The sequence below is a fragment of the Paracoccus salsus genome (assembly GCF_021556615.1).
GTDB lineage: Bacteria > Pseudomonadota > Alphaproteobacteria > Rhodobacterales > Rhodobacteraceae > Paracoccus > Paracoccus salsus.
Map to the genome: position 1 here is coordinate 104,683 of NZ_JAKGGD010000003.1, position 17,509 is coordinate 122,191.

Genomic DNA, 17,509 nt, shown 5'->3' on the forward strand with positions numbered 1-17,509 from the left:
TTCCCTGCGCCACGACGCGCCCGTCAGCGTCCCAGGGCCCGGACCGCCTTGCGGACCGTTTCCTTCGGCTCGGATGTCACGTCGATCGTGATCGCGGCCTCATCGGGGGTCGGGACCTCAAGCGTCGCGATCTGCGAATCCAGCATTCCAGGCGGCATGAAATGCTGTCGCGCCTGCATGCGCTGGCGGATCAGGTCAGGGGGCGCCGTCAGGTGGATGATCCGCACGGGGCCGATGCGCCGGCGCAGCCGGTCGCGATAGCTGCGCCGCAGCGCCGAACAGCTGAAAACCGTATCGCGCGACCGGACCGATCGCGCCACCGCCGCCGCCAGGGCGTCAAGCCACGGCGCACGCATCTGGTCGGTCAGAGGCCTGCCGGCCGCCATCGCGGCGCGGTTCTCGGGCGGATGGTAATCGTCGCCCTCGATGAAGGCGGCGCCCAGACATTCTGCCAGCGCCGCCGCGACGGTGGATTTTCCAACACCGCTTGGTCCCATGACAAGAACGCAGATCGGGGCGGGATGGTCAGGTTCCAAGGTCCAGGACTCCGGCTTGGGCGGGGCGCCGACATCGGCCGTCAGCGGCCGGTGATGCCCGGAAACACGATCAGCAGCGCCACACCAAGGACTTGCAGCGCGATGAACGGCAACAGCGCCCGGAAAATCTCTCCCAGTGATATCTCGGGCGGGGCCACCGATTTCAGGTAGAAGGCTGCCGGACCGAAGGGTGGCGACAGAAAGCTGATCTGCATGTTCATGCAGAACAGGACGCCGAACCAGACCGGGTCCATTCCCAGATCGCGGATGATGGGCACGAAAATCGGCATGGTCAGCAACGCGATGCCGACCCAGTCCAGAAAGGCGCCCAGGAAGAACAGGATCAGCATCATGAACAGCACGATCACCGTCGGGTTGTCGGAAATGCCGGTGATCATCTCGGACACGAAATCGACGCCGCCCATCAGGTTGTAGACGCCCACGATCGCGGTCGCGCCGATGCCGATCCAGACGATCATGCCGACTGTCGCCAGCGTCTGCATGGCCGCGCCGCGCAGCAGGGCATAGCTGAATTCGCCGCGCAGGACCGTCGCAAGCAGCACGCCGCCGACGCCGATGGCCGAGGCTTCGGTCACCGAGGCGATGCCGCCATAGATCGAGCCAAGCACCGCCACCACCACCAGGATCGGCAGCGCCAGCCCCTTCATCAGCCGCAGTTTTTCGGCGCGCGGGACCGATACCGGGTCGATATCGGGCACCGCACCAGGCGTCAGATAGGCACGCGCCAGGATATAGGCGCAATAGAAACCCGCCAGCATGAGGCCGGGCAGAAAGGATGCGGTGAACAGCTCCCCGATCGAGACATTGGCGGTCAGCCCGTAGATGATCAGGACGATCGAGGGCGGGATCATCGTCCCAAGCGCGCCCCCCGCGCACACGACGCCGATGGCAAGCTTGCGGTCATAGCCCAGGCGCAGCATCTGCGGCAGCGCCAGCAGGCCCAGCAGCACGATCTCGCCGCCGATGATGCCGGACATTGCGGCCAGGATGACCGCGACGAAGACGGTCTGGATCGCGACACTGCCACGGACGCGGCCAGCGAACAGCTTCATCGCGTCGAACAGATCGCGTGCGATGCCGGATCGGTCGAGGATCGCCGCCATCAGGACGAACATCGGCACCGACACGAACACGAAGTTCGTCACGAAGGAATAGACCCGGCTGGTGATCAGCGGGATCGACATCGGGCCAAACCACCCCAGTGCAAAGACCAGCGCGACCAGCAGCGTCACGAAGGCAAGCGGCATCCCGGTCAGCAAAAGCGCGATCAGCATACCGAACATGACCGCCGTGCCCCACTCGATGCCCAGCGCCTGCAGGTTGAAGCCGATATCGAGCATCGGGCGCTATCCTTTCACCCGGCGGGCGTAGTTCAGGGCAAGGACCAGGAACTGCACGACCAGCAGGACCATGATGAGGAAGATGAAGATCTTGATCAGCGCCGGGGTCGGAGGACTCCAGGCGCTGCCGGTGGTTTCCAGCCGGATCACGCCCGAGGGGGTCCAGACTGCGCGCGTCACCATGTGCCAGGCCGCATAGGCGAAAAAGCCGGAAGCGATGGCGCAGCTTATCGAAATCACGATGTCGAAGACGCGGCGCAATCCCGCCGGCAGGTAGTCGTAGACAATCACGACCCTGATATGGCTGTTGCGGCAGGTGCAGTAGAGACCGCCAAAGGTGAACGCCAGACCGCACAGGAACACGGTCATCTCGTGCGCCCAGATCGTCGGGCGATTCAGCACATAGCGCAGGAACACCTCGACCAGCAGGATGGCGGCGGCGGCGACGATCCCGGCAGCAAAGACAAAGGCCACGCGATCCACGGCCCGCCCCATCAGCCCGGCCTCTGCGGGGATGCGGCCGACACCCTCGCTGGTGGCGGCCAGGTCGATCTCGACATCGCGGTGATCGGCGGTCATGCGATGATCCTCCCGGAACATGAAGGACCGCCCCCGACGAACGGGGACGGCTCGCGTTCGGCGCTTACAGCATGCCCTTGTCGCGCAGATAGCTGGTCAGGGTGTCAAAGACCTTCTGTGCCATCGGCGACTGGCTGGCGAGTTTTTCCCACTCGGCGACGCCAAGCGCACGGAACTTGGCGCGCTCTTCATCCGACCAGTCATGGACGGTGATCTCGGGATCGGCCTCGGCTTCGGCGAGGGCAGCCTCGTCGGCCTCACGCAGGCCGCTCAGCTGGTTCAGCTGGAACTCCTTCACGGTCTCTTCCATCATCGCCTTCAGATCGTCGGGCAGCGCATCCCATCTGGCACTGTTCATCGATACCTCGACCAGCGGCAGCGAATGAAAGCCCGGATAGACCGGGTGCGGCGCGACGTCGTTAAGCCCCTGCTGCTGGTTGACCGAGAACACCGAGTAGTCGGCTGCATCGACGACACCCTTGTCGATCGAGGTGAACACCTCGGAGGATGGCAGGTTCACCGGCGCGGCGCCGGCCGCGGCGAAGACATTGGCAATCGGACCTTCCGGCGTGCGGACCTTGACGCCTTTCAGATCTTCCACGCCGTCCAGCGGCACGCGCGACACAAAGGCCTCAAGCCCCGGCGTCGTGACACCGATGAAATGCAGGCCATAGCTGCCCAGCAGTTCCTGCATCAGTTCCTTGCCGCCGCCGTTCTCGACGAAGTCGATCATCTGCTCGGGCGAAGACCACGCGCCGACCGGGTTCGAGATCAGACCGAAGGCCGGGTCCTTGCCTGCCCAGTAGGAGCTGTCGCAGATCTGGCCGTCCAGGATGCCCGCCGCGACCGCGTCCAGCGTCTCGTTGTATTCCACCACCGAGCCGACCGGCAGCAACTCGATCTCGATCCTGCCACCCGATTTCTCGGCGACGGACTCGGTCCAGGCTTTCTGGAACTCGAAATTCGGGTTCCCCGCCGGGTCCGAGGACTGGAACTTGAAGCTGTAGTCCTGCGCCGTGCCGGCCGTGGCCGTCAGGATAAGGGCCATCGTGGCCGCGTGAATCAATCTCATTGGGGTCCTCCCTTTGACCGTCAGATTCGTGACTTTTAGTGGGCATGCCCCCGCCATGCGTGGCGTTGTCATGCCGGTTGCGGGCTATCTGGCCCGTCCTTCCTGGCCTCGATCGAGGCCGAAGCTGACATCCAGCAGCGCCGGATCGATATTGCGTTCCAGCCGGTCCAGCATCAGCAAGCCGAACGCGACCAGCTGATCCGACATCGCGCGCGCGCGCGCCGCATCACCATCCAGCACCGCCTGCATGATCGCAAGATGGTGATCTACGGTTTCGTCCAGTCCCTGCTGGCCGCTGACCTTGCTGATATCCAGGTAGCCCGCGCGCCGTCCCAGCGCCTTGAGCGGCCGCAGGCAGCGGTCCAGGAACCGTTCGCCCGAGGCCTGGATCATCAAGATGTCGAAAGCCTTGTCCAGCACGTTGAACTGATCCAGCGTGATCGTCGGGCGTTCATTCTCAAGACGGCGCATGATGTGGAAAAGCCGGGCCCGTTCGTTGCCCGCCATGTTCGCGATGACCGCGCCGATCACGAAGCGATCCATGTCGCGGCGCAAATCCGCGAGACGCCTTTCGCGCGCGAGGTCGATCGGGGAAACACGAAGCCCGTTGCGCGGCTGCACATCCAGCAGCGTTTCTGCGGCCAGCCGTCGCACGGCCTGATGCACCGGCGTCCGGCCCAGCCCGGTCAGCGCCTGCAAATCCTGCGTGCGCAAGGTCGAGCCGGGGTGCAGTCGCATCGAGATGAACAGTTCTTCGATGCGCTCATAGGCGGCGCTGGTCAGGTCACCGGTCACGGGCATCAGCGGCGGCTCGACGGGATCGCCGGACAGGTCATCCACCTGCTGCCCTGCCGTCTGCGATGATCTGCCGGCTTGCGCCACAACGCCCCTCGTCTATTGATGTTCTCTGATATTTCACATCATATCTGTCAAGTCAACGCGATTCCCGCCGGGTCGCCAAGGGGAGGGACGATGTGAAGATCACCGCGATAGAGACGCTGCGGACCGGGGAATTCTCGAATGTGCTGTGGGTCAGGCTGCACACCGACCAGGGCAGCATCGGTCTGGGCGAGACCTTCTATGGCGCCGAGGCCGTCGAGGCGCATATCCACAATACGCTGGCCGTCCGCCTGCTGGGCAAGGACCCGACCCGAATCGAGGCGCTGAACCGGGCGATGGTCGATCTTCCGATGGCGCAAAGCTCGACCGGGGTGGAATACCGGGCAGCCTCGGCCATCGACATCGCGCTGTGGGATCTGTTCGGCAAGATCACCGGCCAGCCGGTTCACAACCTGCTGGGCGGGCTGAATTGCGACAGGCTGCGGATCTACAATACCTGCGCGGGCTATGGTTATGTCCGCAGCGGCAATATCCGCCCCGTCGACAGCTGGAATATCGGCAGCGCCGAGGGCCCTTACGAAGATCTGAGCGCCTTCATGACCGATGCTGGTGCGCTGGCCGAAAACCTGCTGGAAACCGGGATCACGGCGATGAAGATCTGGCCCTTCGATCCGCCGGCGCAGGAAAACCGCGGGATGTTCATCACTGCCGACCAGATGCGCACCGCGCTGGAGCCGTTCGAAAGGATCCGCAAGCGGGTCGGCGACAGGATGGACATCATGGTGGAATTCCATTCGCTGTGGAATCTGCCCGCGGCCAAACAGATCGCCCGCGCGCTCGAGCCCTATGCCCCCTTCTGGTATGAGGACCCGATCCGCATGAACAGCCCGCAGGCGCTGCAGGAATACGCCGCTTCGACCGATGTCTGGGTCTGCGCCAGCGAAACACTGGGATCGCGCTTTCCCTACAAGGATATGCTGGACCGCGGCGCGCTGCATGTCGCGATGGTCGACCTGTGCTGGACCGGCGGACTGACCGAGGGACGCAAGATCGCCGCCCTTGCCGACACCTATCACCGGCCCTTCGCGCCGCATGACTGCACCGGCCCGGTGGGTTTCGTGGCAGCGATCCACGCCTCGTTCAGCCAGCCGAACACGCTGATCCAGGAGGCGGTTCGCGCCTTCTATGACGGCTGGTATCGCGAACTGGTCACCGAAATGCCGGTGATCCGTGACGGCCATGCCCTGCCGATGGAGGGACCGGGCCTGGGCACCGACCTGCTGCCCTCGGTCTACGAGCGCAGCGACCTGACCGTCCGCAAATCGGAGTTGGCGCCATGACGACCAAGAACCTGTTCGACCTGACCGGCCGCACCGCCCTGATCACCGGATCGACGCGCGGGCTGGGCCGCGCCATCGCCCTGGGGCTCGGCGCCGCAGGGGCCGCGCTGGTCATCAATGGCCGCGACCCCGAAAAGACCCGGGCCGCCGCGCAGGACATGCGCGACGCCGGGCTGACGGTCCGGGCCGCCGCCTTCGATGTGACCGACGAGGCCGCCGTCGAGGCGCTGTTCCGCGATCTCGACGCCGAAGGCATTGAAATCGACATCCTCGTGAACAATGCAGGCATCCAGCATCGCCAGCCGATGGTGGAACTGTCGCTGGCCGATTGGCAGCGCGTCATCGACACCAATCTGACCAGCGCCTTCCTGATGGGGCGAGAAGCGGCCAGACGGATGATCCCGCGCGGTCACGGGAAGGTCATCAATATCGGTTCGCTGACCAGCGAACTGGCCCGCGCCACGGTCATCCCCTACACCGTCGCCAAGGGTGGTATCCGGCTGCTGACCAAGGGCATGGCCGCAGAATGGACACCGCACGGAATTCAGGCGAATGCCATCGGGCCGGGCTACATGCTGACCGAGATGAACGCGGCGCTGACTTCGGACCCCCAGTTTGACGCATGGGTCAAGGGGCGCACGCCGGCCGGTCGCTGGGGTCGCCCGGACGAATTGGTGGGCACGGCGGTCTATCTGGCATCCGACGCATCCAGCTATGTCAGCGGCCAGCTGATCTTCGTCGATGGCGGGATGATCTCTGTCCTGTGACACGCCGTGGCGCGAGGCCGGCACGCCGACTTTTTGCCACCGTTCGGCGCGATGCGTGAACGCCTTCGCGCGGCCAGCGCTCAGGCCGAGAAATCCAGCTGCACCTTGACCGCCCTCGACCGGTCGCCAGCCAGATCGAAGGCCCCGATGGCGTCGCGCGCCGCGATGACCTGCGTGACCATCGGCGACAGGTCGACCCGCCCCGACCCGATCATCTCCACCGCTTCGGCGAACTCACGGTCAAAGCGATGCGTGCCGACCAGGCGCAGCTCCTTGGCGACGATCAGGTTCAGCGGCACCGGCACCTGTCCGCCCACACCGACCTGCACCAGCGTGCCCTGCGGTCGCAGAAGGTCGATCGCCTGGGCGATGGCGGCGGGATTCGCCGAACATTCCAGCGCCACGTCGATGCATCCCTTGCCTGTCGCGTATTCGCCAAGCATTGCGGGATCACGCGCGGTGTTTGCGGCACGGTCCGCGCCCAGCCTTTTTGCGATGCCCAGGGTGAAGTCATGAACATCCGTCACGATGATCTGGGCGGCGTGGCGCAGACGGGCCAGGGCAACACAGATCGCGCCGATCGGACCGGCCCCGGTGATCAGCACCCGCCGACCCGCAAGGTCCGGGGCCATGGAAATCGCGTGAAGGCAGACGGCCAGGGGCTCGGCCAGCGCTGCGGCGCCGGCGCCCACGCCTTGGGGCAGCGGCAGGCATTGCGCGACCGGATGGGCGACGCGGCTGCGAAACAATCCCTGCTCATGCGGGATCCGCATCGCCGATCCGTTGAAGCGCATGTCGAGGCAGTGCCGCTGCTGCCCGTCCCGGCAGAATTTGCAACATCCGCAGGGCCGCGAGGGTGACAGCGCGACCAGTTGGCCCACGCTCAGGCCCGACCCTTCCGGCGCGGCCTCGACGACGCCGGCAGCCTCGTGGCCGAGAATGATCGGTTCCCGCACCCGGATGGGTCCGAAGCCGCCATTGTGATAATAATGCAGGTCGGACCCGCAAATGCCGCCACGCAGCAGACGGATCAGCGCCGTGTCGGGCGCGATCTGCGGGGCGGTCAGCGTCTCGAGACGCAGATCCCGGGCGGCGTGAAGGCGGCAGGCAATATCGGTCATCGGCAATGTCCACGGATGGGATGAAGCCAGTCGGGAAGGTGCCGTGACGGGCCGCCGCAGCGGGGACGCGACACCAGCACCGTCGCCTGGATCCAGAGCGCCCCGTCAGCTTGCCTCGATTCCCGCCAAACGAAAACCGTGTTCGGCCATGTGATGAACAATCAACCTGACCGACAGGTGGACGCAGCGGCGACGCGCCGGCGGGACAATTGGCGATATACTTCTGCCGCGGGCTTCTTTACAGAGGCGGCTTCCCCTTCGCCCGGCCGCCTGTCGGGCGGCCATCGCTGCGAACGATTCAATCCTGGATACCATGATCACACCCCTTTCCGAGGCGCTTGCCGAGCGCGGCTTCGACATTCTCACACCCGTGCAGCAGGCCGTCACCGCGCCCGACGTCGCCGATGCCGACCTGCTGGTTTCGGCGCAGACCGGGTCGGGCAAGACCGTGGGCTTCGGCCTGGCCATCGCGCCGACGCTGATGGGCGAGGCCGAAGGCTTTGGCCCCGCAGCAACCCCGCTTGGCCTGATCGTCGCACCGACGCGCGAACTGGCGTTCCAGGTGATGCAGGAACTGCGCTGGCTTTATGCGCGCACCGGCGCGGTGGTGACCTCGTGTGTGGGGGGCATGGACATGCGCCAGGAACGGCGGGTGCTGGAGCGCGGGGTTCATCTGGTTGTCGGAACGCCGGGACGGCTCTGCGACCACATCCGGCGTGGTTCGCTGGATCTGGGCGATGTCCGCGCCATCGTGCTGGACGAGGCGGACGAGATGCTGGATCTGGGCTTCCGCGAAGATCTGGAATTCATCCTGGGCGCGGCCCCCGCCGAACGCCGGACCCTGATGTTCTCGGCCACCGTCTCGCCGATGATCGCCAAGCTGGCCGCGCAGTTCCAGCGCGATGCCCGTCGAATCAATACGGTCAACAAGTCCGAACCGCATGCCGACATCGCCTACAAGGCGCTGCGCGTGGCGCCCTCGGACAGCGATCATGCCATCTTCAACCTGCTGCGCTTTCACGACGATCAAAGCGCGATCGTCTTCGCCAATACGCGCGCGACCGTGAACCATCTCGGCGCCCGCCTGACCAATCGCGGCCTGCAGGTGGTGACGTTGTCGGGAGAGCTGAGCCAGTCCGAGCGAAGCCACGCGCTGCAGGCGATGCGCGACGGACGGGCGCGTGTCTGCGTGGCCACCGATGTGGCCGCGCGCGGGATCGACCTGCCCAATCTGACGCTGGTCATCCACGCCGACATCCCGACCAATCCCGAAAGCCTGCTGCACCGCTCGGGCCGCACGGGTCGCGCCGGGCGCAAGGGAATTTCTGCGCTGATCGTGCCGCCCAAGATGCTCAAGCGGGCCGAGCGGTTGCTGCAATTCGGCAAGATCAACGCCGAATGGACGGTGCCGCCCTCGGCCGACGAGATCCTGGCGCGCGATGAGGAACGACTGCTGAACGACCCGGAATGGCGCGAGCCGATCACGGAGGAGCAGGCCGTATTCGCCGGCAAGCTGCTGGCCCGCCACGGCCCCGAGGCGGTCGCGGCCGCTTTTCTGCGTCTGCACCGATCCCGCCACGCGGCGCCAGAGGAGTTGCTGTCACCGGACACAGCGCCCGGACGCGACCGCGCCGAGTTCGGCCCCAGCCGCTGGTTCTCGCTTTCGGTCGGGCGCGCCGGCCAGGCCGAAGCCCGCTGGCTGCTGCCGCTGCTTCGCCGCAGCGCGGATCTTGAAGGCGCCGCGATCGGGGCCATCCGCGTGCAACAGGACGAAACGTTCGTCGAGATCGCCGAATCAAGCGTGGCGCGGTTCACTTCGGCCCTGGCGCCGGACTGGGCGCTGGCCGACGGCATCCGGGTCCGTGCCCTTGAGGGCATGCCCGATTTTTCCCGGCCTGACCGCAAGCCCCGTCCGGATGCGGACAGGCCCCGGCCTGCGCGCGGCGAAGGGACGTCCGCCGCCAGGCCGCCGCGCGCGGGCTGGACCCCCGATGAGCGGACCGAACCCGTGCCGTTCGCGCCAGACGAACAAGCGCGGCCCAAGCCCAAGCCGAAGGCCAAATACGCAAAGCACGACCTTGCGCCCGGCAAGTCGTTCAAGACCAAGCCGGGCAACACCAAACCGGGCAAGGCCAAGCCGGGCAAGCCCGGTGAGGCCGGTGCCCGCAAATCCTCGCCACCCCAGAAAAGCGGTCAGAAACCGGCGAAGCCCGGAAAACGCTGAGCCGGCAAGGCATCGGGCGCCGCCGCGGCGCGCCCGGGCCCGCCCGTGACGCGCGGCGCGCCGGCACAGGGTTTCAGAGATCCTTCACCAGACGCAGCGCATCATAGATCGCGGCATGGGTATTTCGCGCGGCCACAGCGTCGCCGATGCGGAACAGGCGGAATCGGCCCTCGGGGTTCGTGCAGACCGCCTGCGTGTCGCCGGCGATCAAGGCGTCATAATCCACCTCGCCCAGGTTGGACGACAGCGGCTTCAGATCGAAGTAAAGATCGTCAAGCGGCCTCGTGCCGTGGTTGACCACAACCTGATCGACGATCCGCTCGCGACTGAAATCGCCATAGTCGCTGCCCAGCCTCGCGCGCAGCCGGTTTCCGTCGCGCGTGACCGAGGTCAGCCGCCATGTCACCGTGAAGGTCGTATCGCGCTTTTGCAGGTTGCGCATATACGGCACCAGCGTCATCGCCATGACCTCGGGCGCGAAGCTGCGATCCGGGGTGACGATCTCGACGGCCGCGCCGCTGGCGGAAATCAGATCGGCAGCCTGCAAGGCGGCGTGATCGCCGGCATCGTCGAAGATCAGCACATTGCTGCCCGGCTTCACGTCCCCCGACAGGATGTCCCAGGCCGAACAGACCAGGTCATTGCCCTGTGCCAGCACCTCGACATGCGGCAGCCCGCCGGTGGCGACGATGACCTCATCGGGGTCGGTTGCCGCCACATCCGCTGCGTCCGCGACGCTGTTGAACCTGAACGTGACGCCGTGCTTCTCGCACATGGCCATGCGCCAGGCGATGATCGAGATCATCTCGCGCCGCCGCTCCTGCTGCGCGGTCAGGCGGATCTGCCCGCCGGGCCTGTCGGCCGCCTCGAAGACGGTGACCTCGTGGCCGCGCTCGGCGGCGACGCGGGCGGCCTCCATCCCCGCGGGGCCGGCGCCGATGATGGTGATGCGCTTCGGGCGGGCTGCCGGCGGAACGGTCTGAGGCATGGTTTCCTCGCGTCCCGTGGCGGCGTTGTGCAGGCAGAACGCCATGCCGCCCTGATAGATCCGGTCGAGGCAGTAGTTCGCGCCGACGCAGGGCCGGATGTCCTCCTCGCGCCCCTCGATCACCTTGCGGACCAGATGCGGATCGGCCATGTGCGCCCGGGTCATGCCGACCATGTCCAGCAGTCCGGTCGCGATGGCATGGCGCGCGGTCGGCACATCGGGGATCTTGGCGGCGTGAAAGGTGGGGAAGCCGGTGGCCTTGCGGATCGCGCCGGCGAATTCCAGATGCGGCGCATTGCGCATGCCCTGCACGGGGATCACGTCGGTCAGACCGGCATCCGTGTCGATATGGCCCTTGACCACGTTCAGGAAATCGACAAGCCCGCTGTCCTTCAGCCTCTGCGAGATCTCCAGCCCGTCCTGGCGCGTCAGGCCGCCGGGCAGATCCTCATCGCCGGTGTAGCGGACGCCGACGATGAAGTCCTCGCCACAACGCCTGCGGATTTCGCGCAGGACGTCGAAGGTGAAGCGCAGCCGATTGTCGATGCTGCCCCCGTAAGGCCCGTCCAGATCGTTGGTCAGCGGCGACCAGAACTGATCCATCAGGTGGCCATAGGCCTGCAACTCTATCCCGTCCAGCCCCGCGGCCTTCATCCGCTCGGCCGCATCGGCGTAATCCTGGATGATCCGCGCGATGTCCCAGTCTTCCATCTTCTTGGGAAAGGACCGGTGCGCCGCTTCGCGTTCATGACCGGGCGAGACGACGGGCAGCCAGTCGGCCTTGTCCCAGCGGGTGCGGCGGCCCAGATGGGTCAGCTGGATCATCACCGCGCAGCCGTGGTCGTGGCACTCGTCGGTCAGCCTTTGCATCCAGCCGACGACCTCGTCCTTCCAGGCCAGGATATTGTTGAACACCGGCGGACTGTCGCGCGAAACCGAAGCCGAGCCTGCCGTCATGGTCAGGGCCACGCCGGCCTTGGCGCGTTCGACATGATAGGCGCGATAGCGGTCCTTGGGCATGCCGTCCTCGGGGTAGGCCGGCTCATGGCTGGTGATCATGATCCGGTTGCGAAGCGTCAGATGCTTCAGCTGATACGGCTGCAAGAGGGGATCGGTGGACATGGGCCTGCCTGTGACGGTGAGGGATCGCACGGCAACATCCGGCAAATGTTCATGTGTGTCAATTAATAATTCATCCGTGACTATTGCGAAGACTTGAATGAACATTTTCTTGATGGGTGACGTGTCAGGCGCTAGAACCGGGCCATGAAGAAGCGTGCAGCAGCAGAGAGTGGGTGGCGTGGATCGCGCGAAGGCTGGCTGGAGGCCGGCTATCAGACGCTGCTCGATGGCGGCATCGACGCGGTAAAGATCCAGCCTCTTGCCAGGCGGCTGAACCTGTCAAGGACCAGTTTCTACTGGTTCTTCGAGGACCGCGATGCGCTTCTGACCGCGCTGATCGATGGCTGGGAAGAAAGGACGACCGCGCCGCTGGTCGCTGCCACGCATGAATACGCCGAATCGCAGCCCGAGGCGATGCTGAACGTATTGGCGTGCTTTCTGTCAGCTTCCTTCGATCAGCGCCTGGAATTCGCCGTTCGCAGCTGGGCCTTGCAGGACGGCAAGGTCGCCGAGCGCACGGCAACCGCCGACATGACCCGGCTGGCCGCCCTGCGCGAGATGCTGCTGCGCTGGGGCCATCAGCAACACGAGGCCGACATCCGCGCCCGGACGATCTATCTGACCCAGATCGGCTACATCTCGATGCGCGCGCATGAGGAACTGGAAACCCGCCTTGCGCGGATCCCGACCTATGTCGAGATTTTCACCGGTCACGCCGCCCAACAGCGTGAGTTGGCGCGTTTCAATGCCCGGATCCGCGGTGCGACCGGCGCGCCGCCCTGAGTGCCGCGCACGATCGCAGGACGCTTTCCTACCGGCGGGACACGCCTCGGGGCGAGGCCGGACCATCACCAGGAACGAAGACCATGAAAACTGGAATTATCGGTGCAACCGGCTGGCTGGGATCGGCGCTGGGGTCGCGGTTGCTGTCCGGCGGGATCGTTCGCCCGCGTGACCTGGTGTTGCTCAACCGCAGCGGACCGCGCCCCGATTACCACGGACGAACCGATGTCGTCTGGGCGCTGGACCCGGCCGATCTGGTCGCGCGAAGCGATGTCATCGTCGTGTCGGTCCGTCCGGCGGACTGGGGGGCGCTCGACCTGCGGGCGGATGGCAGGCTGGTGCTGTCCTTCATGGCCGGGGTCAAGGCAGACAGGCTGGCCGTCAGCGGCGGACGGGTCGTGCGGGCCATGCCGAATGCCACAGCGGAAATCGGAGCCTCTTATTCGCCTTTCTGGGCATCCGACGGCGTGACCGCGTCCGACCGCGACACGGTTCGGCGCCTGCTGTCCGCTATCGGCACCACCGACGAGTTGGCGACCGAGGACCAGATCGACCTGATGACGGCCCTGCCCGGGTCGGGGGCGGCCTACCCGGCGCTGATGGCCGTCGCGATGGCCGATTTCATGCGGGCGCAGGGCGTGTCCGAGGACATCGCCTGGCGCGCCGCCGAAGCCGCAATCGTCGGCGGCGCGCGATTGATGGAAGGCCGCATCACCGATGCGCCCGCGCTTGTCGCCGCCTATCGCGACTATGAGGGCACGACTGCGGCCGGACTGAACGCCGCCGAGGCGGGCGGATTCAGCCGCGCGATGACGGCCGCCCTGACCGCCGCGACACAGGCCGCGCGCCGCTCTGTCTGATCGGGGCGGCGCGGGCGTGTTGACCTTGATCGCCCGATCGAACAGCGTGCGTCGAACCGGCCGCGCATCGCGTCGGCCCGGACCCGAATCAGAGAGGATGTGATGTCGCGCCGCCTGTCGTCCCTTGGCCTGCTTGTCCTTCCGACCATGCTTGCCGCATGCGCGGCAACCGCGCCCGCCGGGCCGCAGCGCTGCGATCCGGTCGCGCACCAGGCGCTGGTGGGACGCAATATCGGGGCCGTCACCCTGCCGGCCGAGCTGCGACAGCGCATCATTAGTCCCGGCGACCTTGTCACAGGGGACCCGGACCCCGCACGGCTGAACATCTTTGTCGATCCCAAGGGCTGGATCGCGCGGATCAGTTGCGGCTGACCGGCGCGACCGACCGATGGCCGCCCGCCGTCACCTCACCGCCCACAGCTTACTGGCGACGCTTCGACCGCTTGTTGCCGCCGCGCTGCCCGGCTCGCCCCGCCTTGGACCGTCCTGAACCGGCCCCCGCCGTCTCGACGGCCTGCTCGATCGCGGACTGGCGGGCCAACGGATCGTCCGAGATGGCCAGATCGACCGCTTCCAGGCGCTTGACCTCGTCACGCAGCCGGGCGGCCTCTTCGAATTCCAGGTTTTCGGCGGCCTTGCGCATCTGTGTCCGCAGCGCGTCCAGATGGGCCTGAAGATTGGCGCCGACCATCGGCGTCTCGACCTTGGTGGTGATCCGGGACTGGTCGGTGTCGCCTTGCCACAGGCCGGCCAGCACGTCCTCGACATTCTTGCGGACGGTCTGCGGGGTGATGCCGTGCTCCACGTTATAGGCCATCTGCCGCTGACGCCGCCGCTCGGTCTCGGCCATCGCGCGCTCCATGCTGCCGGTGATCCGGTCGGCATACATGATGACGCGCCCGTCGGCGTTCCGCGCCGCCCGGCCGATGGTCTGGATCAGCGAGGTTTCGCTGCGCAGGAAGCCTTCCTTGTCGGCATCGAGAATGGCGACCAGCCCGCATTCGGGGATGTCCAGCCCTTCGCGAAGCAGGTTGATGCCGATCAGGACGTCGAAGGCGCCAAGGCGCAGATCCCGCAGAATTTCGATCCGTTCGATCGTGTCGATGTCGCTGTGCATGTAGCGGACCCGGATGCCCTGCTCGTGCAGGTATTCGGTCAGGTCCTCGGCCATGCGCTTGGTCAGCGTCGTGACCAGCGTCCGCATCCCTGCGGCGCTGACCTTGCGGACCTCGTCGAGCAGGTCATCGACCTGCATCTCGACCGGGCGAATTTCGATCTGCGGGTCCAAGAGGCCGGTCGGACGGATGATCTGTTCGGTGAAGACGCCGCCGGTCTGGTCCATCTCCCACTGCGCAGGGGTGGCCGACACGAAGACCGATTGCGGGCGCATGGCGTCCCATTCCTCGAACTTCAGGGGACGGTTGTCCATGCAACTGGGCAGGCGGAAGCCGTGTTCGGCCAGCGTGAACTTGCGCCGGAAGTCGCCCCGATACATGCCGCCGATCTGCGGCACGCTGACATGGCTTTCATCGGCGAACACGATGGCATTGTCGGGGATGAACTCGAACAGCGTGGGCGGCGGCTCGCCCGGCGCGCGACCGGTCAGGTAGCGCGAATAATTCTCGATCCCGTTGCAGACGCCGGTGGCCTCCAGCATCTCGAGGTCGAAATTCGTCCGTTGCTCCAGCCGCTGCGCCTCCAGCAACTTGCCTTCGTCGGTCAGCTGCTTCAGCCGTTCCTGAAGCTCTCTCTTGATGCCCTTCACCGCCTGCTGCATCGTCGGCCGCGGCGTGACGTAGTGGCTGTTGGCGTAGATGCGGATCTGCCGGAAATTGTCGGACTTGGACCCGGTCAGGGGATCGAACTCGGTGATCGCCTCCAACTCGTTGCCGAAGAAATCAAAGCGCCAGGCGCGATCTTCCAGGTGGGCCGGCCAGACCTCGACGACATCGCCGCGCACACGAAATCCGCCGCGCTGGAAGGCCGCGTCCAGTCGCTTGTATTGCTGGCCGACCAGCTGGCCCAGGAATTCGCGCTGGTCATAGCTTTCGCCCACCACCATGTCCTGCGTCATCGCCGAATAGGTCTCGACCGAGCCGATACCATAGATGCAGCTGACCGAGGCCACGATGATGACGTCGTCACGTTCCAGAAGCGCACGGGTGGCGCTGTGGCGCATCCGGTCGATCGCCTCGTTGATCTGCGATTCCTTCTCGATATACGTGTCGGACCGGGCCACATAGGCTTCGGGCTGGTAGTAGTCATAATAGCTGACGAAGTATTCGACCGCGTTGTCGGGGAAGAACCCCTTGAACTCGCCATAAAGCTGGGCCGCCAGCGTCTTGTTGGGGGCAAGGATGATGGCCGGGCGCTGCGTTTCCTCGATCACCTTGGCCATGGTGTAGGTCTTGCCGGTGCCGGTGGCGCCCAGCAGTACCTGGTCGCGCTCGCCGGCATTGAGGCCTTGCGCCAGCTCGACAATGGCCGTGGGCTGGTCACCCGCGGGCCGGAACTCGCTGCGCAACACGAAGCTTTTCCCGCCCTCCAGCTTGGGGCGGGATACTTCGGAAAAGCGCGCCACGGGCGCGTTGGTGTTGTTGTGACCCATGGGAATCCGTGCTGTTTGCGGCCGACCCTCAAGGTGTGGTCTGACAGGCGAAAGTCAACCGCCGCAACCGACGGATCGCGTCAGCAGGCTACCGCTTCAGCCGGCTCGGTTGCAGCGCTTCCCAGCCCTCGGCGCCGTTCATCTCGTCGGCAAGGATTTCGGCGGTCACCGGGCCAAGCGTGAAGCCCTGGTGGCCATGGCCGAAATGGGCCCACAGATTGTGCTGATCCGGCACGCGGCCGACAACCGGCAGCATGTCGGGCATGCAGGGCCGGCGGCCCGTCCACGGTTCGGCCTCGACCGGAGCGCCGATATCGAACAACTCCCGGGCGGCCTGTTCGCCATGCTTCAGCTGCGGCGGCGTCAGGCGCGGGTTGCGCGTCAGTTCCGCGGCGGTGGCGATGCGAAGGCCGCGCCGCATGGGCGACAGCACGACCGAGTTCGCGAAATCGGCGATCGGATGATGCGGCGGGGCGTCCATGTGGTAATGGCGGTGATAGCCACGCTTGAAGACCATCGGCACTTTCAGCCCGAAGCGCGACAGCATCAGCGGAGACCACGGCCCCAGCGCCACGACCGCGTGTTCGCCCTGCGCCTCGTCGGCCACCCATGCCGCGCCCTTGCGGTGCAGATCGCCCGCATCGCCGTTCACGATCCGTCCGCCGCGCTTCTCGAACAGGGCCGCATAGCGCGCCACCAGTCCGCCGGGATCAGAGCAGTTCCAACTGTCCGACCAGTGCGTTCCGCCGGCGACCTCGACCTTGATCGAGGGCTCCAGCCGACGCAGTTGCTGACTGTCCAGCACCGTGGCCTCAACGCCGAACTCGGCCAGGAACCGCTCTGCCACGCTGCGTGCCTTGTCCAGCTTGGCGGGGGTCCGATGCAGTTCGATATAGCCGTCGCGGCGGATGATGTTGTCTGCACCCGACGCCTCGACCAGCGGCCCGTGCCGCTCTGTCGACTGACGGATCAGCTTGCCCCAGGTCTGCGAGGCCCGCCTGTGTGCCGCCGGCAGAGAGTTCCGGGCGTAAGCCAGGACCGCGCCAGCCTGCGACAAAAGACCCGGAATGTTCCATTTGACGTCATAGCCTCGGCCCAACGCGATCTGCATCAGGGCACCTGGGGCCAGCGGCATGGCGTAGGGTTCCACGGCCTCGGTCTGGATCAGGCCGGCATTGCCATAGCTGGTCTCGCGGCCCGGCGCGTTGCGATCGATGATGGTGACGTCATGCCCACGCGCCTGCAAGGCCAGCGCGGTGCTGACGCCGACCATCCCTGCACCAAGTACCAGAATCTCGGACATGCACG

Annotated in this window: 15 protein-coding genes; 6 read left to right on the forward strand and 9 right to left on the reverse strand. The window is 66.0% G+C overall.

Annotation, left to right across the window (positions count from 1 at the left end):
• Nucleotides 1-23: 23 nt before the first annotated feature.
• From L1965_RS07055 to L1965_RS07075, 5 genes are all read right to left on the reverse strand, one after another.
• Complete coding sequence (locus L1965_RS07055) at nucleotides 24-536, reverse strand: gluconokinase (protein WP_235755725.1); 513 nt, start codon at nucleotides 534-536, stop codon at nucleotides 24-26.
• 41 nt (nucleotides 537-577) lie between these two features.
• Nucleotides 578-1,897, reverse strand: coding sequence for a TRAP transporter large permease (locus tag L1965_RS07060; RefSeq protein ID WP_235755726.1), 1,320 nt, complete (start codon nucleotides 1,895-1,897; stop codon nucleotides 578-580).
• A gap of 6 nt (nucleotides 1,898-1,903) precedes the next feature.
• Nucleotides 1,904-2,476, reverse strand: a complete 573-nt coding sequence (locus L1965_RS07065; protein ID WP_439332063.1) for a TRAP transporter small permease subunit — start codon at nucleotides 2,474-2,476, stop codon at nucleotides 1,904-1,906.
• A 64-nt stretch (nucleotides 2,477-2,540) separates the two neighbouring features.
• Complete coding sequence (locus tag L1965_RS07070; RefSeq protein ID WP_235755727.1) at nucleotides 2,541-3,548, reverse strand: TRAP transporter substrate-binding protein; 1,008 nt, start codon at nucleotides 3,546-3,548, stop codon at nucleotides 2,541-2,543.
• Between the two features lie 84 nt (nucleotides 3,549-3,632).
• Nucleotides 3,633-4,388, reverse strand: a complete 756-nt coding sequence (locus L1965_RS07075; RefSeq protein WP_235755728.1) for a GntR family transcriptional regulator — start codon at nucleotides 4,386-4,388, stop codon at nucleotides 3,633-3,635.
• Nucleotides 4,389-4,522: 134 nt separating this feature from the next.
• Between L1965_RS07075 and L1965_RS07080 the strand changes: the two genes are divergently transcribed.
• On the forward strand, nucleotides 4,523-5,728 hold the full coding sequence (locus L1965_RS07080) for a mandelate racemase/muconate lactonizing enzyme family protein (protein ID WP_235755729.1): 1,206 nt from the start codon (nucleotides 4,523-4,525) through the stop codon (nucleotides 5,726-5,728).
• Nucleotides 5,725-6,495 carry an SDR family oxidoreductase gene (locus tag L1965_RS07085; RefSeq protein WP_235755730.1) on the forward strand — a complete coding sequence of 257 codons (771 nt, stop codon included), beginning with the start codon at nucleotides 5,725-5,727 and terminating at the stop codon, nucleotides 6,493-6,495. Before L1965_RS07080 ends, L1965_RS07085 begins: the two co-directional genes overlap by 4 nt.
• A gap of 80 nt (nucleotides 6,496-6,575) precedes the next feature.
• Here the strand turns inward: L1965_RS07085 and L1965_RS07090 are convergent, their stop codons facing one another.
• On the reverse strand, nucleotides 6,576-7,616 hold the full coding sequence (locus L1965_RS07090) for an L-idonate 5-dehydrogenase (RefSeq protein ID WP_235755731.1): 1,041 nt from the start codon (nucleotides 7,614-7,616) through the stop codon (nucleotides 6,576-6,578).
• A gap of 313 nt (nucleotides 7,617-7,929) precedes the next feature.
• On the opposite strand from L1965_RS07090, the gene L1965_RS07095 reads away from it, so the two are divergent.
• Complete coding sequence (locus L1965_RS07095) at nucleotides 7,930-9,840, forward strand: DEAD/DEAH box helicase (RefSeq protein WP_235755732.1); 1,911 nt, start codon at nucleotides 7,930-7,932, stop codon at nucleotides 9,838-9,840.
• A gap of 73 nt (nucleotides 9,841-9,913) precedes the next feature.
• Here L1965_RS07095 and hpbA read toward each other — a convergent pair whose 3' ends face one another.
• Complete coding sequence (gene hpbA, locus L1965_RS07100; protein ID WP_235755733.1) at nucleotides 9,914-11,950, reverse strand: N-methyl-L-proline N-demethylase HpbA; 2,037 nt, start codon at nucleotides 11,948-11,950, stop codon at nucleotides 9,914-9,916.
• A 144-nt stretch (nucleotides 11,951-12,094) separates the two neighbouring features.
• On the opposite strand from hpbA, the gene L1965_RS07105 reads away from it, so the two are divergent.
• The 3 genes from L1965_RS07105 (at nucleotide 12,095) to L1965_RS07115 (ending at nucleotide 13,965) form a co-directional block, all read left to right on the forward strand.
• On the forward strand, nucleotides 12,095-12,733 hold the full coding sequence (locus L1965_RS07105; RefSeq protein ID WP_235755734.1) for a TetR/AcrR family transcriptional regulator: 639 nt from the start codon (nucleotides 12,095-12,097) through the stop codon (nucleotides 12,731-12,733).
• An 83-nt stretch (nucleotides 12,734-12,816) separates the two neighbouring features.
• A complete protein-coding gene (locus tag L1965_RS07110; protein WP_235755735.1) occupies nucleotides 12,817-13,593 on the forward strand; it encodes a pyrroline-5-carboxylate reductase family protein in 777 nt (258 codons plus the stop codon).
• Between the two features lie 102 nt (nucleotides 13,594-13,695).
• Entirely contained in the window at nucleotides 13,696-13,965 is a 270-nt protein-coding gene (locus L1965_RS07115) for an I78 family peptidase inhibitor (protein ID WP_235755736.1), read from the forward strand.
• Nucleotides 13,966-14,014: 49 nt separating this feature from the next.
• On the opposite strand, the gene uvrB is transcribed toward L1965_RS07115, so the two are convergent.
• Both uvrB and L1965_RS07125 read right to left on the reverse strand, forming a co-directional pair.
• The gene (uvrB, locus tag L1965_RS07120; protein WP_235755737.1) at nucleotides 14,015-16,201 is read right to left on the reverse strand and encodes an excinuclease ABC subunit UvrB; all 2,187 of its coding nucleotides are present in this window, start codon (nucleotides 16,199-16,201) and stop codon (nucleotides 14,015-14,017) included.
• 88 nt (nucleotides 16,202-16,289) lie between these two features.
• The gene (locus L1965_RS07125; RefSeq protein WP_235755738.1) at nucleotides 16,290-17,504 is read right to left on the reverse strand and encodes an NAD(P)/FAD-dependent oxidoreductase; all 1,215 of its coding nucleotides are present in this window, start codon (nucleotides 17,502-17,504) and stop codon (nucleotides 16,290-16,292) included.
• Nucleotides 17,505-17,509 lie beyond the last annotated feature (5 nt).